At 66.0% G+C, this 20,645-nt stretch carries 18 protein-coding genes; 11 read left to right on the top strand and 7 right to left on the bottom strand.

The genetic code is table 11. The annotated features are described in order from the left end of the window. Nucleotides 1-149: 149 nt before the first annotated feature. From ABLE94_RS19610 to ABLE94_RS19585, 6 genes are all read left to right on the top strand, one after another. Nucleotides 150-2,021: an APC family permease gene (locus tag ABLE94_RS19610; protein ID WP_348809612.1), complete on the top strand. Its 1,872-nt coding sequence runs from the start codon at nt 150-152 to the stop codon at nt 2,019-2,021. Nucleotides 2,022-2,098: 77 nt separating this feature from the next. After that, nucleotides 2,099-2,518 carry a hypothetical protein gene (locus ABLE94_RS19605; RefSeq protein ID WP_348802832.1) on the top strand — a complete coding sequence of 140 codons (420 nt, stop codon included), beginning with the start codon at nt 2,099-2,101 and terminating at the stop codon, nt 2,516-2,518. Between the two features lie 386 nt (nt 2,519-2,904). Next, nucleotides 2,905-3,810, top strand: coding sequence for an ABC transporter ATP-binding protein (locus tag ABLE94_RS19600; protein WP_348802833.1), 906 nt, complete (start codon nt 2,905-2,907; stop codon nt 3,808-3,810). 49 nt (nt 3,811-3,859) lie between these two features. Then, entirely contained in the window at nt 3,860-4,666 is an 807-nt protein-coding gene (locus tag ABLE94_RS19595; protein WP_348802834.1) for an ABC transporter permease, read from the top strand. 36 nt (nt 4,667-4,702) lie between these two features. Then, nucleotides 4,703-5,797 (top strand): sensor histidine kinase, encoded by a 1,095-nt coding sequence (locus ABLE94_RS19590; RefSeq protein WP_348809586.1) that lies wholly within the window; start codon nt 4,703-4,705, stop codon nt 5,795-5,797. Then, nucleotides 5,794-6,408 carry a response regulator gene (locus ABLE94_RS19585; protein ID WP_348809585.1) on the top strand — a complete coding sequence of 205 codons (615 nt, stop codon included), beginning with the start codon at nt 5,794-5,796 and terminating at the stop codon, nt 6,406-6,408. The genes ABLE94_RS19590 and ABLE94_RS19585 overlap by 4 nt, the downstream gene beginning before the upstream one ends. Before the next feature lie 22 nt (nt 6,409-6,430). On the opposite strand, the gene ABLE94_RS19580 is transcribed toward ABLE94_RS19585, so the two are convergent. Then, nucleotides 6,431-6,940, bottom strand: a complete 510-nt coding sequence (locus tag ABLE94_RS19580; RefSeq protein WP_348809584.1) for a mycothiol transferase — start codon at nt 6,938-6,940, stop codon at nt 6,431-6,433. Nucleotides 6,941-7,056: 116 nt separating this feature from the next. Here ABLE94_RS19580 and ABLE94_RS19575 point away from each other — a divergent pair, with 116 nt between their 5' ends. The 5 genes from ABLE94_RS19575 (at nt 7,057) to ABLE94_RS19555 (ending at nt 12,940) form a co-directional block, all read left to right on the top strand. Then, nucleotides 7,057-8,556 carry an LLM class flavin-dependent oxidoreductase gene (locus ABLE94_RS19575; protein ID WP_425476251.1) on the top strand — a complete coding sequence of 500 codons (1,500 nt, stop codon included), beginning with the start codon at nt 7,057-7,059 and terminating at the stop codon, nt 8,554-8,556. Continuing rightward, nucleotides 8,553-9,557, top strand: coding sequence for a methionine ABC transporter ATP-binding protein (locus ABLE94_RS19570; protein WP_348809583.1), 1,005 nt, complete (start codon nt 8,553-8,555; stop codon nt 9,555-9,557). The genes ABLE94_RS19575 and ABLE94_RS19570 overlap by 4 nt, the downstream gene beginning before the upstream one ends. Further along, on the top strand, nt 9,554-10,273 hold the full coding sequence (locus tag ABLE94_RS19565) for a methionine ABC transporter permease (RefSeq protein ID WP_348809582.1): 720 nt from the start codon (nt 9,554-9,556) through the stop codon (nt 10,271-10,273). The genes ABLE94_RS19570 and ABLE94_RS19565 overlap by 4 nt, the downstream gene beginning before the upstream one ends. 59 nt (nt 10,274-10,332) lie before the next feature. After that, nucleotides 10,333-11,274 carry a MetQ/NlpA family ABC transporter substrate-binding protein gene (locus ABLE94_RS19560; RefSeq protein ID WP_348809581.1) on the top strand — a complete coding sequence of 314 codons (942 nt, stop codon included), beginning with the start codon at nt 10,333-10,335 and terminating at the stop codon, nt 11,272-11,274. A gap of 79 nt (nt 11,275-11,353) precedes the next feature. After that, on the top strand, nt 11,354-12,940 hold the full coding sequence (locus tag ABLE94_RS19555; RefSeq protein WP_425476252.1) for a YibE/F family protein: 1,587 nt from the start codon (nt 11,354-11,356) through the stop codon (nt 12,938-12,940). A 24-nt stretch (nt 12,941-12,964) separates the two neighbouring features. Here the strand turns inward: ABLE94_RS19555 and ABLE94_RS19550 are convergent, their stop codons facing one another. The 6 genes from ABLE94_RS19550 to sfnG form a co-directional block, all read right to left on the bottom strand. Further along, nucleotides 12,965-13,810, bottom strand: coding sequence for a serine hydrolase (locus tag ABLE94_RS19550; protein ID WP_348809610.1), 846 nt, complete (start codon nt 13,808-13,810; stop codon nt 12,965-12,967). Nucleotides 13,811-14,072: 262 nt separating this feature from the next. Next, nucleotides 14,073-14,957 carry an N-acetylmuramoyl-L-alanine amidase gene (locus ABLE94_RS19545; protein ID WP_348809579.1) on the bottom strand — a complete coding sequence of 295 codons (885 nt, stop codon included), beginning with the start codon at nt 14,955-14,957 and terminating at the stop codon, nt 14,073-14,075. Next, a complete protein-coding gene (locus ABLE94_RS19540; RefSeq protein ID WP_348809578.1) occupies nt 14,915-16,519 on the bottom strand; it encodes a serine/threonine-protein kinase in 1,605 nt (534 codons plus the stop codon). The genes ABLE94_RS19545 and ABLE94_RS19540 overlap by 43 nt, the downstream gene beginning before the upstream one ends. Nucleotides 16,520-16,537: 18 nt before the next feature. Further along, nucleotides 16,538-18,139 carry a serine/threonine-protein kinase gene (locus ABLE94_RS19535; RefSeq protein WP_348809577.1) on the bottom strand — a complete coding sequence of 534 codons (1,602 nt, stop codon included), beginning with the start codon at nt 18,137-18,139 and terminating at the stop codon, nt 16,538-16,540. Between the two features lie 129 nt (nt 18,140-18,268). Then, nucleotides 18,269-19,528, bottom strand: a complete 1,260-nt coding sequence (locus ABLE94_RS19530) for an SfnB family sulfur acquisition oxidoreductase (protein WP_348809576.1) — start codon at nt 19,526-19,528, stop codon at nt 18,269-18,271. Nucleotides 19,529-19,535: 7 nt separating this feature from the next. Next, nucleotides 19,536-20,645, bottom strand: coding sequence for a dimethylsulfone monooxygenase SfnG (sfnG, locus tag ABLE94_RS19525; RefSeq protein WP_348809575.1), 1,110 nt, complete (start codon nt 20,643-20,645; stop codon nt 19,536-19,538).

Below are 20,645 nucleotides of genomic sequence, written 5' to 3'. Positions count from 1 at the left end.
GGCGGCAATCTCGGACAATTCGGATAATTTGCGCTCCCGTGGCCGCGCACCTTCTGCCCCATTACAGTCAGCGGGTGCCTTCCCCAGTGATACCCGCGCCGGTCCGTCGGTGGTTCCTCTCCGACATCAGCCCCGAGCCCGCGGGACTGATGGGTCCGCACCGTATCCCCAGCGAGGAATCCCACACCCATCCGTGGTGGAAGGTGATGTGTCTGACGGGCGTCGACTACTTCTCCACGCTCGGCTACCAGCCGGGCATCGCCGTGCTGGCGGCCGGGACCATCGCACCGTTGGCCACCATCGTGCTGGTCGCCCTCACCCTGTTCGGCGCGCTTCCCGTTTACCGCTACATCGCGCGACGCTCCCATCGCGGCGAAGGCTCCATCGCGATGCTCGAGCACCTGCTATCGCGTTGGGGCGGCAAGATCTTCGTCCTGGTGCTCTTGGGTTTCGCGGCCACCGACTTCCTGATCACGATGACGTTGTCGGCGGCCGACGCCACCGCGCACTTCATCGAGAATCCGTTCGTGCCGTCGTTCTTCGAGGGCCACAACGTGGCCATCACACTGGTGTTCCTGGCGCTGCTGGCCGCGATCTTCCTCCGCGGATTCACCGAGGCCATCACCGTGGCGGTGGGACTTGTCGCGGTGTATCTGGCGTTGAACGTCGTCGTCATCGCCGACGGCCTCTGGCACCTGGCCACCACCCCGCACGTGATCGTCGACTGGCGTCACGCCATGACCGCCGAACACGGCAGCCCATGGATGATCGTGGCCGTCGCCCTGCTGGTGTTTCCCAAGCTGGCACTGGGATTGTCGGGCTTCGAGACGGGTGTGGCGGTGATGCCCCAGATCGACGGCTCCGACGACGACCCGCCCGACCATCCCGCGACCCGCATCGCCGGAGCACGAAAGCTGCTGACCACATCGGCCGTCATCATGAGCGTCCTGCTGATCACCAGCAGCCTCGTGTGCACGATCCTGATACCGGAGGACGAGTTCCAGCCGGGCGGGCCCGCCAACGGTCGCGCCCTGGCCTTCCTCGCCCACGACTACCTCGGCAACGGCTTCGGCACCGTCTACGACATCAGCACCATCCTGATCCTGTGGTTCGCCGGCGCCTCGGCGATGGCCGGACTCCTCAACCTGGTGCCGCGATACCTCCCCCGCTACGGCATGGCACCGGACTGGGGGCGCGCGGCCCGGCCCCTCGTCGTGGTTTTCATCCTCATCGCGGCCGGGGTGACGGTGTACTTCGGTGCCTCCGTCGACGCCCAGGGAGCCGCGTACGCCACCGGCGTCCTGGTGTTGATGACCTCGGCCGCAGTGGCGGTGACGTTGTCGGTGCGCAAACGGCGACGCACCGTCGCGACGGTGGCCTTCGCCGCCATCTCGATCATCTTCGCCTACACCACCATCGCCAACATCATCGAACGGCCCGAGGGCGTGCAGGTCGCCGCCTTCTTCATCGTGGCGATCCTCATCGTCTCCTTTGCCTCCCGGATCAACCGTTCCTTCGAACTGCGCAGCGGCGAGATCACTTTCGACGACACTGCACAACGCATCATCGATGCCGCAGCCGAATTCGGGCAGATCCACATCGTCACCCACGATCCGGAGGAACGCTCTCTCACGGAATACCACGAGAAGGAGATCCAGCAACGCGCCGAAAGCCACATCCCCGACGCCGAGCAGATCATCTTCCTCGAGGTCAACGTGACCGACTCGTCCGAATTCAGCACCGATCTCGAGATCCACGGCCGCTATCACGAGGGCGGGTTCCGCATCCTCTGGGTCGATTCCGCAGCGGTACCGAACACCATCGCGTCGGCGTTGTTCGCCATCCGCGATTGGACCGACATCGTCCCGAATGTGTATTTCGAATGGAGCGAGGCGAATCCGCTGGTGAACCTGCTCCGCTTCCTGTTCATCGGCGAGGGCGAGGTCGCGGCGGTGACCCGCGAGGTGGTGCGTCGGGCGGAACCGGACATGACCAAACGGCCCGCCGTGCACGTCGGATGACGCGCCATCGGCAATCCGGCGCCGTGTCGGTCGCGAACCCCTGAGTGTCCACACCATCGAGGTCACCAGGAGTCGACATGCACAAGTCCACCCGTCTCGCACTCGGATTCGCCATCGCCACCGCCGGAGCGGGCGCCATCGCCTTCGCCGCCGCCCCCGACGCCGCCGCGGCGCCATCCATCTGTCCCGCGCTGCCCGGCCAAACCGCAACCGCCCCAGGATGTTCGGCGGCAGCAACCGATAACGGCCTGAGCCTGGCGATCTCCGCCGACGGCGGAAACGCCACATCGACCGCCACCAACCTCGCCGCCCCCGCCGCGATCGCCATCGGACCGAACGCCTCGGTGACCATGACCGGAGTGCGCCCCGGACTCGCGATCGGAATCGCCGGCCCGGGAGCATCGGTGACCGTCAACGGCGTCACCGGACCCACCTGCACCGGAACCGGTCCCGCCTTCGCCGGCGACTTCCAGACCGTGCAGGGGTGCTGGAGGTAAATCGCTGCACGACAGCATGCTTCACAGTTCACCGCCCCTCCACTGACAGCGCCCGCACCCACGTTGACAGCGCTCTGTCCGACGTTCACAGCGCTCTGTCCGTCGTCGTTCACAGGGCTCTGTCCGTCGTCGTTCACAGGGCTCTGTCCGTCGTCGTTCACAGGGCTCTGTCCGTCGTTCACAGGGCTCTCCTCCACGTTGATAGCAGAGTCCAGAGCGCTGTCAGCGAACTTCAGAGCGCCGTCAACGACGAGGCGAGCGCTGTCAGTGACGTCGCGAGCGCTGTCAGCGAGATACAGAGCGCTGTCGGTGCATGACAAACGTCATGGGGCATTGATGACATCTGCTCTGGGTGCGCCGACCCCGCAGCGGGCATCGTGAGATGCATGACCACAGCACCCGCGATCCGCACCCAGGACCTCCGCAAGACGTTCCGCGGCCCACACGGCCACCGCGTCACCGCCGTCGACGGCCTCGACCTCACCATCAATCCCGGCGAGGTGGTGGCCTTCCTCGGCCCCAACGGGGCCGGCAAGACCACCACCATCGACATGATCCTCGGACTGACACAACCCGATTCGGGATCGGTGACGGTGTACGGCCGGTCGGCCCGAAGCGCCGCACGTGGCGGCCGGATCGCCGCAGTCCTGCAAAGCGGTGGCCTGCTACCGGATTTCACCGTCGAGGAGACGATGCGCATCGTGGCGGCGCTGCACGGCCGCAGCGGCGACGTCGAATCGGCGATGTCGCGTGCCGATATCGCCCACCTCGCCGGCCGAAAGGTATCCCGGTGCTCCGGCGGTGAACAGCAACGCCTCAAGTTCGCGCTCGCCACCCTCCCCGACCCGGACCTCATCGTGCTCGACGAGCCCACCGCGGGAATGGATGTCGAATCACGGCGCGCCTTCTGGTCGGCGATGCGCACCGACGCCACCAACGGCCGCACCGTCGTCTTCGCGACCCACTACCTCGACGAGGCCGACGACTTCGCCGACCGCATCATCATGATCGCCCACGGCCGGATCGTCGCCGACGGATCGACCGCCGAGATCCGCAACATCGCGAGCCGGCGCATCGTGTCGGCCATCGTCGACGACGCCGAACTGGCAACAGTGGCGAGGGTGATCGTCGACCTCGAGGTCACCGAACGACGCGGCGGCCGAACCTATCTGTCCGCGGCCGACTCCGATGCGTTGGCCCGCTGCCTGCTCACCTCGACCCACGCTCGCGAGGTCGAGATCGCCACGCACAACCTCGAAGACGCCTTCGTCGCACTCACCTCGGCCGCCTGATCCGCACTCCGCTCGATCCACACATCAACCACCCTCGAAGGACACCACCATGACCACCGCAACGATCGATCAGCCGGCCGAGCAGCGCTCGACGAGCCTCACCAGCCTCATCCCCTCGGCCACCTACCTGCGACTCGACATCCGCCGGGTCCTGCGCAACCGACGCGCGATGATCTTCACCGTCGCGATGCCCGCGCTGCTCTACCTGGTGTTCGGCGCCACCCAGAACACCGACGACACGGTCGGTTCCGGCAACGTCGCGTTCTACGTCCTCATCGGCATGGCCGTGTACGGCGCCATTCTCGCCGCCGCCTCCAACGCCGCATCGGTGGCGATCGAACAGCAGGCCGGCTGGACCCGCACGCTGATGATGACGCCCCTGCGGCCGTCCGGATATGTCGCCACCAAGGTCGGCGTCGCACTCGCGATCGGCGCGTTGCCGATCCTGGTTCTCTCCGTTGCGGGCGTTGCGACCGGGGCGCATGCACCCGTCGGGATCTGGATCGCCTGCCTGCTCCTCGGCTGGATCGGCGCATCGGTGTTCGCCGCCTTCGGGCTGGCCGTCGGCAGCCTGATGCGCTCCGACGGTGCCATGCAGGTCATGGGCGGCGTCCTGGCCCTGCTCGCGTTCGCGGGCAACGTCTTCGTCCCCCTCAAGGGCGTGATGCTCACCATCGCGCAGTTCACCCCGATGTTCGGCGTCGTCACCCTCGCCCGCTACCCCCTCGACCACGGAGTGACGGTCTACGGCACCCACATCCCACTGTGGGTCGCGTGCGCCAACCTGATCGTGTGGGGCGTGGTCTTCGCTTCGACTGCCGCAGTCTTCTACAGTCGCAGTACAACTCGTCAGTGACGAGCAACGCAGAACACCGCAGAAACGGCCCACACAATGACCGACATCCACCCCGCGTGGCGAACGCCCTGGCGCAACATGCGCTGGGCGTTCGTCGCCATCTGGATGCTGTTCCTCGGCTATCCGCTCGGCGCGGTGATCGGCTCGGACCACTCCGCGCCGGTCAAGGCGATCGGCTACGCCCTCGTGGGGGCTTTCGCGCTCGTCTACCTGCTGGCCAGCGTCTACGTGCTGTCGGGCCGCACCGGGCCGGATCGCCGCGGGGTACCGGTCTTCGGGGTGCTGGCGCTCCTCACGATCGGCCTGCTCCCGATCATCGGCGAGGGTGCATTCGGCACAGCACCATTCCTGATGGTGGTGGCGGCGTTCACCTTTCCGTACGGCTGGGCAGCGACCACCATCTGCGGTGTCGTCGTGTGCGCCCTGGCCATCCCGGCCATCGCCGGCTGGGAGCAGGACCTCGGCCTGGTCGTCGTCCTCGTCGCGGTGGGCTTCACCATGCTGGGCTTTCGCACCATCGCGATGCGCGAGAACGAACGGGAACGCGCCGAAGAACGCCGTCGCGAACTCGACGCCGAACTGGCCGTCGTCGCCGAACGTGAACGCGTCGCACGCGACGTCCACGACATTCTCGGCCATTCACTGACCGTGATCACCATCAAGACCGAACTCGCCGGTCGCCTCATCGACCTCGATCCCCAACGCGCGAAAGCCGAGATGTCCGAAGTGAATCAACTCGCCCGGGACGCCCTCGCCGAGGTCCGCTCCACCGTCGGACAGTTGCGCACCCCGGATCTGCCCAGCGCCATCGCCGGCGCCGAAAGCGCCTTGCTCGCAGCCGGGATCACCGCCGACCTACCCGGTCGGAACATCCACACACCCAACGGCTCGCTGCTCGCGTGGGTCCTGCGCGAGGCCGTCACCAACGTGGTCCGCCACAGCGGCGCCTCCCGCTGCGTCGTCGTGATCGATGACACCTCGATCACTGTGCGGGACAACGGTTCCGGAATGGGCGCATCCGGATTCGGCAACGGGCTGCGCGGATTGACCGAACGGGTCGAGTCCGCGGGCGGGACCCTGAGCGTCACCTCCGACGCCGACGGCACGGCGGTGACGGCGGTGAGGACATGAGTGGGCCGATCCGGTTGCTGCTCGCCGACGACCAGGCCTTGGTGCGTGGAGCACTCGCCGCACTCCTCGGCCTCGAACCCGACCTCGAGGTGGTGGCCCAGGTCGGTCGAGGAGACGAAGTTGTCGCCGCGGCACGCGATTCCGGCGCACAGGTCTGCCTACTCGACATCGAGATGCCGGGAATCGACGGAATCGACGCGGCCGCCGCGGTGCACGCCGAACTACCCGACGTCCACTCCCTGATCGTCACCACCTTCGGCCGACCCGGATATCTGCGGCGCGCCATCGCGGCCGGGGCCTCCGGTTTCGTCGTGAAAGACACTCCGGCAGCCGAATTGGCCGACGCGGTCCGACGGGTACACGCCGGTCTACGAGTGATCGACCCGATGCTGGCCACCGAAAGCCTCACCAGCGGCGACAATCCGCTCACCCCTCGCGAATCCGAGGTGTTGCGCGCCGCGCTGTCCGGCGCGACGGTGGCCACCATCGCCGCCGAGATTCACCTGTCGGCCGGGACTGTCCGCAATCATCTGTCCTCGGCGATCGGGAAGACCGGCACCGCCACCCGCGCCGAGGCGGCGCACGTCGCCCGCGAGCGCGGCTGGATCTGAGATCAGCCGAACCGACTGCCGCTCAGCCGAAGTCGACGTCAAGGCCCCGCAGATACGCGGCCTGACCGACGTGCTGGGCGTCGTCGTCGAGGATGCTCACCAGCCGCACCCCCAGCGTGACCGGCGGATCCCACCGCGTGTCGATGACGCGGTCGAGGTCGTCGTCATCGAGGCCGGCCAGATAGTCCACGGTGACCTGATGGGCCGCATCGTAGTAACCCGCCAGCAACTCCGCCGGTCCGACCACCCGGATCACGTCCGCGGCGCTCTGCCCGTACCCACTGGCCGACGGCTCGAACGGCAACGCGAACCGGTCGAACCAGCCGTCGGAGGTCCACACCTGGTCGGTGCCGGCGACATCGGCGACCTGCGCGTCCTGCACCCGGGCCAGATGCCAGATGAGCCACGCGATGGTGTTGGCACCGTCGGCGGGCCGATAGGTGAGTCGCTGCTCCTCGATATCGTCGAGTACGGCGTGGACGTTCTCGCGGACGCGGGCGAATCCGTCGGCGAGGATCTCGGTGGATTTCATATGTCCACACCTACTCCCGTATCGCCGCGACCGCATGTATCCGCCCAGATGCAAAGATTTTCTTCGCCGCGCGCGCAACCCTGGCCTGCACGTCCGCGTCCGTCAACCATGGCGGGGTGTCTGACTCTGTGCCCTCTGCATCTGTACCCACCCCGCCTGGATTCGTCCCGGCGCGCCGACCCATCCGGTTCAACGCCTTCGACATGAACTGCGTTGCCCACCAATCACCCGGGCTGTGGCGCCACCCCGCCGATCGTTCGTGGGACTACAACACCCTCGACTACTGGGTCGACCTGGCGCGACTGCTGGAGACCGGTGGTTTCGACGGTCTGTTCATCGCCGACGTTCTGGGTACCTACGACGTGTACGCGGGCACCGATGAGGCCGCCATCCGGCAGGGCGCCCAGATCCCCGTCAACGACCCACTGCTGCTCGTGTCGGCAATGGCCCACGTGACCGAACACCTCGGCTTCGGCATCACCACCGGCACCGGCTTCGAGCATCCGTATCCGTTCGCGCGGCGCCTGTCGACGCTGGATCACCTGACCAGGGGACGCATCGGCTGGAATGTGGTCACCGGCTACCTGCCCTCCGCCGCACGGAACATGGGCGATGACGACCAACTCGCCCACGACAGCCGCTACGACCACGCCGACGAGTACCTCACCGTGCTCTACAAACTGTGGGAGGGCTCCTGGGAACGTGACGCCGTGCGTCGCGACCGCGCGGCCGGCGTCTTCGCCGATCCGGAGAAGGTGCACCACATCGGTCACCGCGGCGAGCATTTCACGGTTCCGGGGATTCACCTGTCCGAGCCGTCACCGCAGGGCTCGCCGGTGATCTACCAGGCCGGCGCGTCGCCCCGCGGACGACGCTTCGCCGCCCAGAACGCCGAAGCCATCTTCGTCGCCGCCCCCACCAAAGCCATTCTGCGCGAGACTGTCTCGAAGATCCGCGACGAGCTGGTGGCAGCCGGCCGGGGCCCCTACGACGCCCGCATCTACACCCTGCTGACGATCATCACCGACTCCACGCCCGAGGCCGCCCGCGCCAAGGCCGCCGACTATCAGCGCCACGCCAGCGCGGAAGGGTCGCTGGTGTTCATGTCCGGATGGATGGGCATCGACCTCGCGTCCTATGACCTCGACGAACCGATCGGCAACGTCGAGAGCAACGCCATCCAGTCCGCGGTGGCCGCCTTCCAGCAGGCCTCCGAGTCGGGCGACGAATGGACGGTGCGCGACATCGCCGCGTGGGGCGGCATCGGCGGGATGGGACCGGTGCTCATCGGTTCCGGCGATGAGGTCGCCGAGGCACTCGAGAGCTGGGTCGCCGACACCGACGTCGACGGTTTCAACCTCGCCTACGCCATCACCCCCGGCACCTTCGCCGATGTCATCACCCACGTCGTTCCCGCGTTGGAACGCCGCGGACTGTATCACCGCGACTACGTCCCGGGTACGTTGCGGCACAAGCTGTTCGGCCGTGGTGACCTGCTCCCCGACAATCATCGTGGGGCATCGTTCCGGGTCGGTGGACCGGCCTCGACGATCGACGACTCCATTCGTGAGGTCGGTGCCCACGGTCGGCTCGTCGCACCGGGAGTACTCCGATGATCGTCGTCTCGCATCTCACCAAGGTCTTCGACACCCCGTCGGGTCCGTCGACGGTTCTCGACGATGTCTCGTTCACCGTGGCCGGTGGCGAGGTGTTCGCCGTGGTCGGCCCGTCCGGTGCCGGCAAGAGCACCCTCGCCCAATGCCTGAATCTGTTGCAGCGCCCCACCTCCGGTGAGGTGATCGTCAACGGCGAGAACCTCGCGCACCTCGACTCCGCGGCATTGCGGGCGGCGCGTCGACGGATCGGCACCGTCTTCCAGTCCTCGAGCCTGCTCTCGCGCCGCACCGCCGCCGAGAACGTCGCCCTGCCCTTGGAGTATCTCGGTGCCACGAAGGCCGCGACGCGCTCCCGGGTCGCCGAGCTCCTCGACCGGGTGGGCATGGCGGACCGCGCGAATCTGTATCCGCATCAGCTCTCCGGCGGCCAGCGTCAACGCGTCGGCATCGCACGCGCCTTGGCACTCAAACCCTCGGTGCTGCTGTCGGATGAGGCCACCTCCGGACTCGACCCGGTGGCCACCGAGTCCTTCCTCGACCTGCTCGCCGACGTCCGCGACGACCTGGGTCTGGCCGTCGTGTTCATCACCCATGAGATGGATCTGATCACCCGGATCGCCGATCGGGTGGGTCGCCTCGATCATGGCACCATCGTCGAACAGGGATCGGTGGTCGATCTTGCCCTGAGCCCCGATTCTTCTCTGGGACAATCACTTCGACCCCACGGAATTCCTGCTCCGGCCGCCGCCGGCGAGGTCGCGGTGGTGGTCACCTACCACTCGGCGGCGGTTCCGTCGGACTGGATCACCCGGGTGTCGACGCGCATCGGCGCTCCGGTGGGCATCCTCGGCGCCAACGTCCAGAGTGTCGACGGTGTCCCCGTGGGTGAACTCACCGTGTCCGTCAACGCGAGCTCCGTCGACGAATTCGTCGTCACCGCAAACGAACTCGGCGTGACCGCACGACCCACCGCGCAGGCCGCACGCGAGGTCGCCGCATGAGCGCGCCGAGTGACACCCACATTCTCGCTTCGATCACCGTGCCGGTCAACGAGATCCCGTCGCTGCTGATACCGGCCTTCGTCGACACCGTCATGATGGTGAGCATCGTGATGGTCATCGTGCTGATCGTCGGCGTGCCGCTGGGTGCCCTGATCCACAATCTCGCCCCGGGCGGTCTGTTCGAACGCCGCTCACTGCACACACCCCTGTCGTGGGTCATCAGTGTCGGGCGGTCACTGCCGTTCCTGGTGTTGATGACGGCGATCATTCCGTTCACCCGGTTCGTCACCGGCACCAACATCGGCATCGCCGCGGCGGTGGTACCGATGTCGATCGCCGGCATCGCGTTCTTCACCCGCATCGTCGAGAACTCCCTGCGGGCGGTGCCCACCTCGGTGGTCGAGGTGGCCATGGCATCCGGCGGGTCCAACGCCCAGATCGTCTGGTCTGCACAGATTCCCGAGGCACTGCCGAACATCATCGGCGGTCTGACGATCAACACCATCGCGATGATCGAGTACTCGACGATCGCCGGCACCATCGGCGCCGGCGGCCTCGGCTACATCGCCGTCACCTACGGCTATCAGCGGTTCGACCACGGCGTGATGATCGCAACCATCATCGCGCTGGTCGTCACCGTCGCACTCATCCAGGTCGGTGGCGACGCCCTCGTCCGCCACCTCACACCGGAGCGCAAGCTCGCCACGCGACGCTGAAACACGGCTTCACACAACCACTCTCATTACCCGCCCCATCCACGAAAGGCGCTACCCCCATGTCTCAAACCACCGATTCCCCACCCGGCGCTCCCGCCCCGGGTTCGGACACCCCGGACTCCGGCGACCACAACGGCATCCAATTGCGTTCCCGCCGCCGCTGGCCCTTGATCGCCGGTGCCGCCGCGGTCGTGGTGATCGTTCTCGCCGCGGTGATCGCGTGGCGGTTCGCCGGTTCGGATGAGGCCTCACCCAACGACACCCCGGGCGCGACGCTGACGGTCGTCACCGCCGAGGGCAATGCCAGCGAACAGGCGCTGGTCAATTTCGTCGCCACCCAGGTCGCACCCCGCTACGGCATCACCGTCGCCTTCCGCGGCCTCGCCGACTCCACCACCCTCAACCGGGCCGTCAGCGACGGTGAGGTCGCGGGCACGATCTATCAGCACAAACTGTGGCTCTCGCAGGTCCTCGCGGCCAATCCGGACTTCCAGGAGGAGGCGGCGACACCGGTCTTCCGGTGGGGCTTCGGCATCTGGTCGGACAAGTACGCCTCACCGACCGACCTGCCACAGAACGCGAAGGTGTCGCTCTACTCAGACCCCGCCAACGAGGCGCAGGGATTGTGGCTGCTCGAACGCGCCGGCCTGATCACCCTCAAGCCGGGCGTGGACAAGTGGACCGCCACCCAGGACGACATCGCGTCGAATCCGCGGAATCTGCAGTTCACCCTGCTCGACTTCGCCGCGCAGTCCCGGGCGTTGCCCGATCTCGACGCCACCGTCGGCTACACCGAGTACTACCTCGCGGCCGGCGTCGACCTCTCCAAGCAGATCTTCGCCCCGCCGGCGCCGGACGAGTTCGCCGGGCAGTTGACCATCGGAAGCAAGTGGCGTGATTCCGAGAACATCAAGAAGTTGGTGGCGGCGTTCAAGGACCCGGCCGTGCAGCAGTACCTGGCCACCGACCCCGCGGTGAAGAACATCCTGTTGCCGCTCTGAGCGGGTTCGCCCGAGGCGGTCCGGTGGCGGCGCGTGTTCTCCGCCGCCCCGGACCGCCTCGGCCTATGGTGTCGGAGTGATTGGTAGGAAGCACGGTGACCGCCGGATCGGACACGGCGCGGGCCACGGGCACTCACACCACCTGTCCGACATCGAGGTCGTCCTGTCACCGCTGGCCAAACGCCTCGTCATCGGATTGCTGATCGTCGCGGGTCTCGCCGTGATCGTCTGCGGATTCCTCCTACGGCCGTCCTATGGAGATCATCCGGTCCCCGCCCAGTTCCGTGGGCCCGACGGCACCGCGATCCACGCGGTCGACGGCGAGATCATCAGTCAGACCCGGGGTGAGTGCCTCAACCAGATGGTCGGAGCCATCAACGACACCGCCGACATCCCGATCTCCGGCGAGGGCAGCGGGCCGTGCCTCGAATTCACCGTACGCATCACCTCGGGCGAGCACGACGGCAAGTACACCCTGCTCGAGGTGCCGACCAACGCCGCACAGGCGGGGACGAGCCCGGACTCGTCGTCGCAGACCCTGGGCCATCCGGACGACCCGCAGGCGGGCCAACCGACATTGCATGTCGGCGACTCCATCCGGTTGAGCACGGTGGCCGGGCCCGACGGGCAACCGCGGTACTCCTTCTTCGACTTCAACCGCACCACCTCCACCATCGTGTGGGCCCTGCTGTTCGCGGCGGCGATCATCCTGGTGGCCGCCTGGCGGGGACTGCGTTCACTGATCGGTCTGGCCTTCGCGTTCCTGGTGCTCGGATTCTTCACACTGCCCGCAATCCTCGACGGAGAGTCACCGGTCGCGGTCGCGGTGGTCAGCTCGGCGGCCATCCTGTTCGTCGTGCTCTACCTCGCACACGGGGTCAGCCTGCGCACCTCATCGGCGCTGTTGGGTACGTTGACGTCGATGGTGCTGGCGGGTGTGCTGAGCTGGCTGGCGATCGAGACGATGCAGTTGAGCGGTCTGTCCGGTGACCAGACGACGAGCCTGCAGGTGTATCAGGGCACCATCTCGGTCAGCGGATTGTTGTTGGCGGGCTTCATCATCGGCACGCTCGGCGTCCTCAACGACGTCACCATCACGCAGGCGTCGGCCGCCTTCGAACTGGCCGGCGCCGGGGAACCGACCCGGCTGGCCACGTTCCGGGCGGCCATGCGGGTGGGCCGCGACCACATCGCCAGCACCGTCTACACCCTGGTGTTCGCCTACGCCGGCAGCGCTCTCCCGCTGCTGTTGCTGTTCTCGGTGGCCCAGCAGCCGTTCGGCTCGATGATCACCACCGACACCGTCGCCGTGGAACTGGCACGCTCCTTCGTCGGGGGCATCGCGATCGCGCTCTCGGTTCCGTTGACCACCGCGATCGCCGCGGCACTCACCCGCCCTTCCGGAGCGGGAACCGTCGCGGAGCCGTCGAAGTCGACCTCGTCGGCCGCGGGCGATCCCGAACCGGCACGCTCGGCGCCGACAACCGCGCGCCGCCCGATCATCGATCTCGAACCCGATGAGGTGCCACCACCGTCGTCACGACCATCACCACCGCAACAACCATCACCGCCGCCCACACCACCGACGACCCGTCCGCCCACACCACCGACGACCCGTCCGCCGAATCCACCGGCGCGTGGCCGACATTCGATGCCGGACGGCTGACCGCGACGTCGGCGACGACGAGTTTCAGAGCAGTCCGCACCGACCGGTCGGCACCGACGACAGATTGCGCCCCACCCAATCGCCGATCCGGGTGAGCATCGCGGTGCCGTCCTCGAATCGTCCGCTGCGTGGCACCGCCGCGATCGACACGGCGAACTGGCCCGATCGTGTGGTCACCAGGCCAAGCTGGCGGACCAGGAAGGCCGACGACGTCCCGGTGCCCGGTCCCCATCCGCCCTTCACCGCGGTCGAGGTCACCGAGCGGTTGGTGCGCCCGATGTTGGCCACGCCCCAGCGCTGATTGGGGCCCACCGCACTCATCAGGCGCAGGATGCGGTCGGTCCCCGGCATGCACGGGAGGTGCGCGCCGAAACGGGCCTGATCGGCCAGTGCCCACATGCTGTAACCCGGAAAGGACGGCGGCGCATCGAGTTCGGAACTGACGTGGGTGCGCATATCGTGGCCCTCGCGCAGCACGGTGGTCACCGCGTCCACGGAGGACTGTCCACCGCCGAGTGCGCCCCAGAGGTCTTCGGCGGCATCGTTGTCGGACACGGTGATCGCCTTGGTCTCCGAGCCGACGACCGCGGAGCCGAGGCGACGCTCGGCAGCCAGCGCGACCGGCACCTTGAGGGTCGACCAGGCGCGACCGGTGGTGAACGTCCCCAACGAGATCGCGGCGTCCGAGCCCACCGGCACGATGGAGATGCCGATACTGCCCGGCAGACTCTTCGCGAGCGACTTCTGAAAGGGCGTGAAGGTCTTCGACAGCGCCTGCTGCGGAGGTACCGCCGGCGCGAGCCAGGTGCGCAGCGGCTCGGGCAGCGGCGGCAGGGCGGGCAGCGCCGGTGCCGGCGCTGCCGCCGCCATGGCCGCCGGCACCACGACCGCGAACACCAGGGCAAGCACCGTCGCCACCAGCACCCTCTTCACTCCAGCCACTTAAGCCTCCTCCGTCACATCAGCAACAGAATGAGCCTATGGGCGGTTGAACACCTCAACCAACCGGGAGGCGCCCGATCGTCGAACCGAGACCGCACCGTGTGCGAGTCGTGATCCGCGTGTCCGCCATGTCGGATTCACCATAAGAGCGCTCGGTAGTCAGGAGCGGCATGTGAGCCGAATCAGCCTCTCAGTGCGAAGAACAACCGCCCCTCGTCAGCGGGGCCGCCAATCGAACTCCGGCAATAAGCCCCGCCGCATACTCGCGGAGAGCTCCGTCAGGTAGCGCTATCGAACCACCTGCAGTTGCAGTGCCGAACTCATTATAAACCCACGGCACGCGGTCGGATATAAGCGAAATAATTGGAATATTACCCTCCCACAAAGGAGGTCGGCCATCGAAGCTGTTATCCGTTACGGTCACCGGGGTACCTTGGACCTGCGCCCTACCCCTCGCCACCGCCGTCGAGTACCGGAGTGAATGTGATGCCGTCGCTTCATTCACAAAGACGACACGCCTTTGGGTACCGTTGGCTCCGGTTCCTTGACGGTAAAGACCAACCCGCTGTGGAAATACTTGATTTGCACCTGGACTGGTGTGGATACTCATCGCGAATAGTGCATCCGCACGTTCGGCACGCGTCACGCGCTCGCGGTAGCTCACGCTCTCGGAAACCGTCCGCTTGAGGAGCACCACACGATATCCATCACGCTCCAGCCCCTCTTTAACAATCGAGGCTACGCGGAAAACATCTTGGTCCTCCGCCCCGTTCGAGTAATCGATCTGAGCTGCACCAGTAACCGGATCAAACCTATTGATGGGCACTGGGTTGTGCCCCGGATCTATTGCGATGGTGACTTTCGCACATTGATTCTCGGATATTGGTTGTTGCGACACCAAAATTGCAGGACGAGACTGACCGTAAACCGGACTCGAGCTTGGGCTCGTCATTGCACCGCCACTTGTACCACATCCCATTACCAAGAGTGCAGTGCCGAGAAGAAAGCCTGTCGGGTAGAAACCGCAAAATTTCATGGAACGACCCAAAATATATTCCCAATCTGTGAACTGCATTCGTAGTACCCACCTGAACTCCAGCGGCACAAGTAACTTCGATATTCGCCAACCTGACCACTGAATGCCGAACCCTCGACAACTTGCTGAGGGGCGCGCGGCCCAACCGACTGGGCAACAGAACTCGCCCAGGCACATGTCACCTGGTGGCTCGGATCACGATTGTCAGCGTATGCGCCAGAACCACAGTCCAGATGGGGCGTTTGCAAGAACGCGAAGTTGGGCGTCGTTGGTATTGCCGGAACCACTGTGGTCGTTTCGGTGACCGCCGGCACAGTGGACTGCGGCTGTTCGACCGACGCCACGGATGTCCCCGGATCGGACATTGTGGCCACCGTGTTGCTATCACCCACGACCTGTGACACGAACCAACCGATCACACCAGCAAGAGCAAGAACCGCAACAGAGCCAAGCAGAACCAGGGCAACGTTCCAGCGACGCCCGCTCGGTTGCGGCGCATTCGCCAATTGCCCTGGTGCGGCGTACCCGCCGCTCGCCCCACCGGAGTACTCCCACGGCGTATCAACTCTTGGGGGAGTGCTGCCGTAAACGGTGGGTGCGTAATCGCCCCGCTGCCTTCCCACTGGCAGCTCAGTTGGCAGTTCGCGGCCCACTAGGTCGTTCGGACTCGACTCAGCCGAGGGCGCGCTGCCAACGCCTTCCAAAGCGCGAGCCGCTTCATTGGCGAGTCCTCCCGCCGTCGACTGACGACGTGAGGGGTCCTTGGCCAACGCTTTGTGGAGCACAGAATCAAACGCGGCTGGTATACCCGACTGCAAGGTACTAACCGACGGCGGACCATCCAAAACGATTGCCTTCACAATTCCACTGATCGAGTCGGCCGGGAATGGCACACGGCCAGTCAGGCATTCATAAAGAACGCAGCCGAGGCCGTACACATCTACCGCTGACGTCACTGGCACATTATCAAGTCGCTCGGGCGCCATATAGGAGAATGAGCCAATTGCGGAACCGGTCTCAGTAAGCTTGGTGTCCGAAGTCCCCTGCTGAGCAATTCCAAAATCTACTAGGTAGGCGAAATCATTCTCGCCGATGAGAACATTCTCCGGCTTGATATCCCGGTGCACAAGTCCGTCTCGATGCGCCGCATCGAGCGCCGCAGCCACCTGAGAAATGATGAAAACAGCCCGGCTAGGCGTAAGGCGGCCTTCACTCCGAAGTAGACTCCGCAAGTCTTGCCCGTCCACCCAGCGCATGTCGATATAAAGTATCCCGTCGATCTCACCCCAATCATGAATAGGGATGACGTGTGGCTCTCCCAAGCGCGCAGCAATATGAGATTCCCGCTGAAACCGCTTCTGAAACACGGCATCCTGAGCCAGGGTTGGATTAAGAATCTTAAGCGCGACTAGTCGTTGCTTCCGAGTGTCATAAGCTTTATAGACTTCACCCATTCCCCCTTTGCCAAGAAGAGCTTCTATACGGTACTGGCCGAACTGCTTTCCGACACGCGTTCCTGAGATGGGCGAAACCATGCTAGAGTTCCTCGTCTTGACCTTATGATTGGTTGGATCATCTACAAGTGACAACACCAAAGGCATCACACACCTATGCGGTCACTAGCCTCGAAGAATATATACGACAGCATTGCTCCCTCCGGCACACTGGATCACTCCACCTTCTCCTGGAACGCAGTCCATGGAGTACGTGTTTCCATTGACCGGACTCGTCGCGATCACCGTCCTTGCGGGACCGAAACTCCCCATCGCCAAGTATTGATCCCGAACAACCTGAGCGAACGGACACGTCGTCACAGAGGACCCCACCGCTGAAGTCGCATCGCACGGAACAGCATTCGGAGGGAAAGTGGCAGGCGGCACCTGGGTGACCTGCGGGGCCTGGGTGATGGTCGTCGTCGCCGGCCCGTCCGCCGTGGAATCCGACGATGATGAGCCGAACAGCCAGAACGCGCCAGCGATGAGCAGGCCGATCACGAGCAGTGCGAGGACGCCGACGAGCACGCCCACCAACGACCGATCACGCTCCTGCGGGGGCGGGTAGCCGGGCTGAGCGTAGGGCGGTGGGCCGTACCCGCCCGGATATCCGGGCTGCGGGGCACCGATCACCTGCGGGCCGGAAAGATCCTGAGGCCCGGAGTAGCCCTGGGGCCCCGAATAGCTCTGAGGCCCCGAATAGCTCTGCGGCCCAGAGAGGTTGGCGGTGCCGGCCGCCCCTGCCGCGGCCGCCGCACCCGGATGCACGTGCGGTCCCGACGGCCGCAGGGCCGTCGCCCGGTACGCCTCGTCGTCGGCGGTGGGTGCGATGGTGGTCGGCGGGGCCTTCTTCAGGAGATCGGGGCGGGCACCGGACGCCGGCACGATCGTCGTCGGCGACTCTCCGGTCAAAGCGGCGCGGGCCGCACGGGCCAGATCCTTGGCCGTGCCGAAGCGTCGTGCCGGGTCGGGGTCGAGTCCGATGCCGATGACCGCATCCATCGCCGGCGGGACGTCGGCGTTGACGCTGCTCGGCGCCGGCGGCGGCGACATCACCGCGGCCTTGATGGCGGAGCTGATCGTGTCGGCCGGATGCGGCACCCGGCCGGTCAGGCATTCGAACAACACGCACGTCAGCGCATAGATATCGCTGGACGCGCTCACCGGCACAGCGTCGAACAACTCCGGCGCCATGTAGGCGATCGAGCCGATCGCGGTGCCCGCCTGGGTCAGATGCGTGTCGTCGGCACCGTGCGCGATGCCGAAATCCACGAGATAGGCGAAATCGTTCTGCCCGATCAACACGTTCTCGGGTTTGATGTCGCGGTGGACGAGGCCGTCGGCGTGGGCCGCGTCGAGCGCCGAGGCGACCTGCTCGATGATGGTGACCGCCCGCTCCGGTGCGATCGCATGCTCGCGGCGCAGCAGTCCGCGCAGATCCTCCCCTTCGACCAGGCGCATGTCGATGAACAGCACCCCGTCGATCTCGCCCCAGTCGTGGATCGGGATGACATGGGGTTCCCCGAGCCGCGCGGCGGCATGCGACTCGCGACGAAACCGTTGCTGATACACCTCGTCGTCGGCGAGCCCCGGGTTCAGGAGTTTGAGCGCGACCTCACGGTCCTTGACGGTGTCATACGCGCGATAGACCTCGCCCATTCCGCCCCGACCCAGCAGCTCGTCCAGGCGGTACGGCCCGAACTGGGAACTCACGCGGCTCGATGACATGGTGCGAGCATAACCGTGGAGTCGGACATCTCTCTCCCGCTCTTCGGGCGTCGTCTCCCTGGTCAGCGCGGATACGCCGACGGTGTCGTCTCGGCGGACGACATCGGTAACGCCGCACCGCCGATGGGCTCAGATCACCCCGTGGATCGGCGGGTCCTCGTTTCGCAGGACATGACGTCCGATGTGCTGGATCTTCCAGCGCACCGGATCGTGCAGGGTGTGGGTCCGCGCGTTGCGCCAGAACCGGTCCAAACCGCCACCGGCCGCCGCGCTGCGCGTCCCACTCACCTCGAACAGCGCGGAGCCCAACTCGTTCGACACCCGGTCGGCGACGACCTTGGCGGCCGCGACCGCGATCGAGGCGTCGGCGACGGTACGGAGAGAATCCTCGGTGCCGGAATCGTCGGCGAGGAATCCCGTGGCACGGTCGAGCGCCCGGCCGGCCGCAGCAAGAGTGGCCTCCGCCGTGATCAATTCGACCGCCAGTTCACCGAAACGCTGCACCAGCAACTCGTCGTCGACGGCCCGATCCACACCCGCCTCGAACCACGGCCGGGAAGAGGTGTTGACGAAGCGCACCGCCTCGTCCAGAGCACCACGGGCGATGCCGACGTCGATGGCCACATGCAGGAGTTGGGCGAACGCGCCGTACCCCGTCGGTCGCGAGACGGCATCGGCGCGGATCACCAGGTCCCCCCGACCCACCGCGACGTCGACGAATCGCACCGTCCCCGAACCGGTCGTGCGCTGTCCCAACGCATTCCAGTCGTCGACGAGCTCCACACCCGGCGCGTCGGACGGGACGAACGCGATGTACTCACCGGCCGGCAGGGCATCGTCACCCGGGTGGCGGGCGAGCACGGCGAGGGTGTCGGCGAACAACGACCCGGTGGCGTAGAACTTCTCCCCGTCGAGCCGGAAGCGGTCCGTTCCGACCGTGGTCAAGGTGGTGGAGATGTCGGCGATGGTCTTGCCACCCTTTTCCGACTGCGCGTTGGCCACCCTGCCACCCCGGAGTACCTCGCCGAATTGCCTGCGCGCCAATTCTTCTGGGGCGGCAAGCCGCAGCAGATTCAGGTACACGAAGTGACTGTGCGGAATCTGGGCGATGTTGGGATCGGCGGCCGCGGTGATTCGGGTGACGTCGGCCACCACGCTGGGAGCGAGGTCGGGCCCGCCGAAGGACGCCGGAACGGTGATCGCGAGCAGCCCGCTCGTGGACAACTCGTCGATCTCCGCATACGGCAGACGTCGGTCGAGATCGCGGGCCGCGGCACCCACCGCGAAACGCTCCGCCAGCCGGACCGCGGCCGCGCGGGCCTGCGCCGCCGATTCCAGTCGGGCCGCACCACGATCGACGCGGTCCGTACCCGCTTGGGTGATGCTCATCGCGTCCTCAGACCGCCGCGGATCGCTCGGCGGCTTCGAGTTCGCGGACGAGCGGGAGGACACGCTCGCCAAAGTACTCGATCTCCTCCTGGAAGTGCAGGAAACCGCCGAGGATCAGGTCGACGCCGAGACGCTTGTAGGCCACGATCCGCTCCGCGATCTGCTCGGGTGTGCCGATCAGCTGAGTGCGGAAACCGTCGTTGTACTGGACGAGATCCTCAAACGACGAGTCGGCCCACATCCCCTTCTTGTCGCCGGTGGCGTTGCCCGCCTGCTGCACGGCCGAGCGGAAGCCTTCCACCGCAGGACGATTCGCCTTCTCGACGATCTCGCGGAGCGTGTCGCGCGCCTCGGCCTCGGTGTCCCGGGCGATGATGAAGCCGTTGAGACCGAACCGGACCTCACGATCGTGGGCGCGGGCGACCGCGCGCAGATCGTCGAGTTGTTCGGTGACACCGTCGAAATCCTTGCCGTTGGAGAAGTACCAGTCGGCGTACCGGCCACCGTTGTTGCGGGCGGCGGTGGAGTTACCCCCTTGGAACAGTTCGGGATTGGGACGCTGCGGGGTGTTCAGCGGCTTGGGTTTCAAGGTGAAATCGTGGATGCGGTAGAAGTCGCCACGGTAGTCGACGTTGTCCTCGGTCCAGAGCTTGCGGATCACCTCGAGGAATTCCCCACTGCGACGGTACCGTTCGTCGTGCTCGAGCCACTGTTCGCCGAGGTGGATGAACTCATCCTTGAACCAGCCGCTGACGACGTTGATGGAGAATCGGCCTCCGGACAGGATGTCGGCGGTGGCACCGAACTTCGCGAGCACCGCCGGATGCCACAGACCCGGGTGAACCGCGGCGATCAGTTTGAGCTTCTGCGTCGCCAGCAGCAGCGCGAGGCTGAAACTGGTGGATTCGTGCTGGAACTCCGCACCGTAGGACGCCTCGTACCGGACCTGGGACAGGGCGTATTCGAACCCGTTGTTCTCCGCGGTTTGCGCCAGCTTGACGTTGTACTCGTAATCCCAACTGGTGCGCTGCTCGATATCGCTGGTCACCAGACCACCGGACACGTTGGGTACCCAGTAGGCGAACTTGACCTCATCGGCGATGTTTTCGGTGGACAC

This window comes from Gordonia sp. VNK1 (assembly GCF_040049135.1).
In the GTDB taxonomy this organism is placed as follows: Bacteria; Actinomycetota; Actinomycetes; order Mycobacteriales; family Mycobacteriaceae; genus Gordonia; species Gordonia oleivorans.
This window is presented reverse-complemented; position numbering and strand designations above follow the sequence as displayed.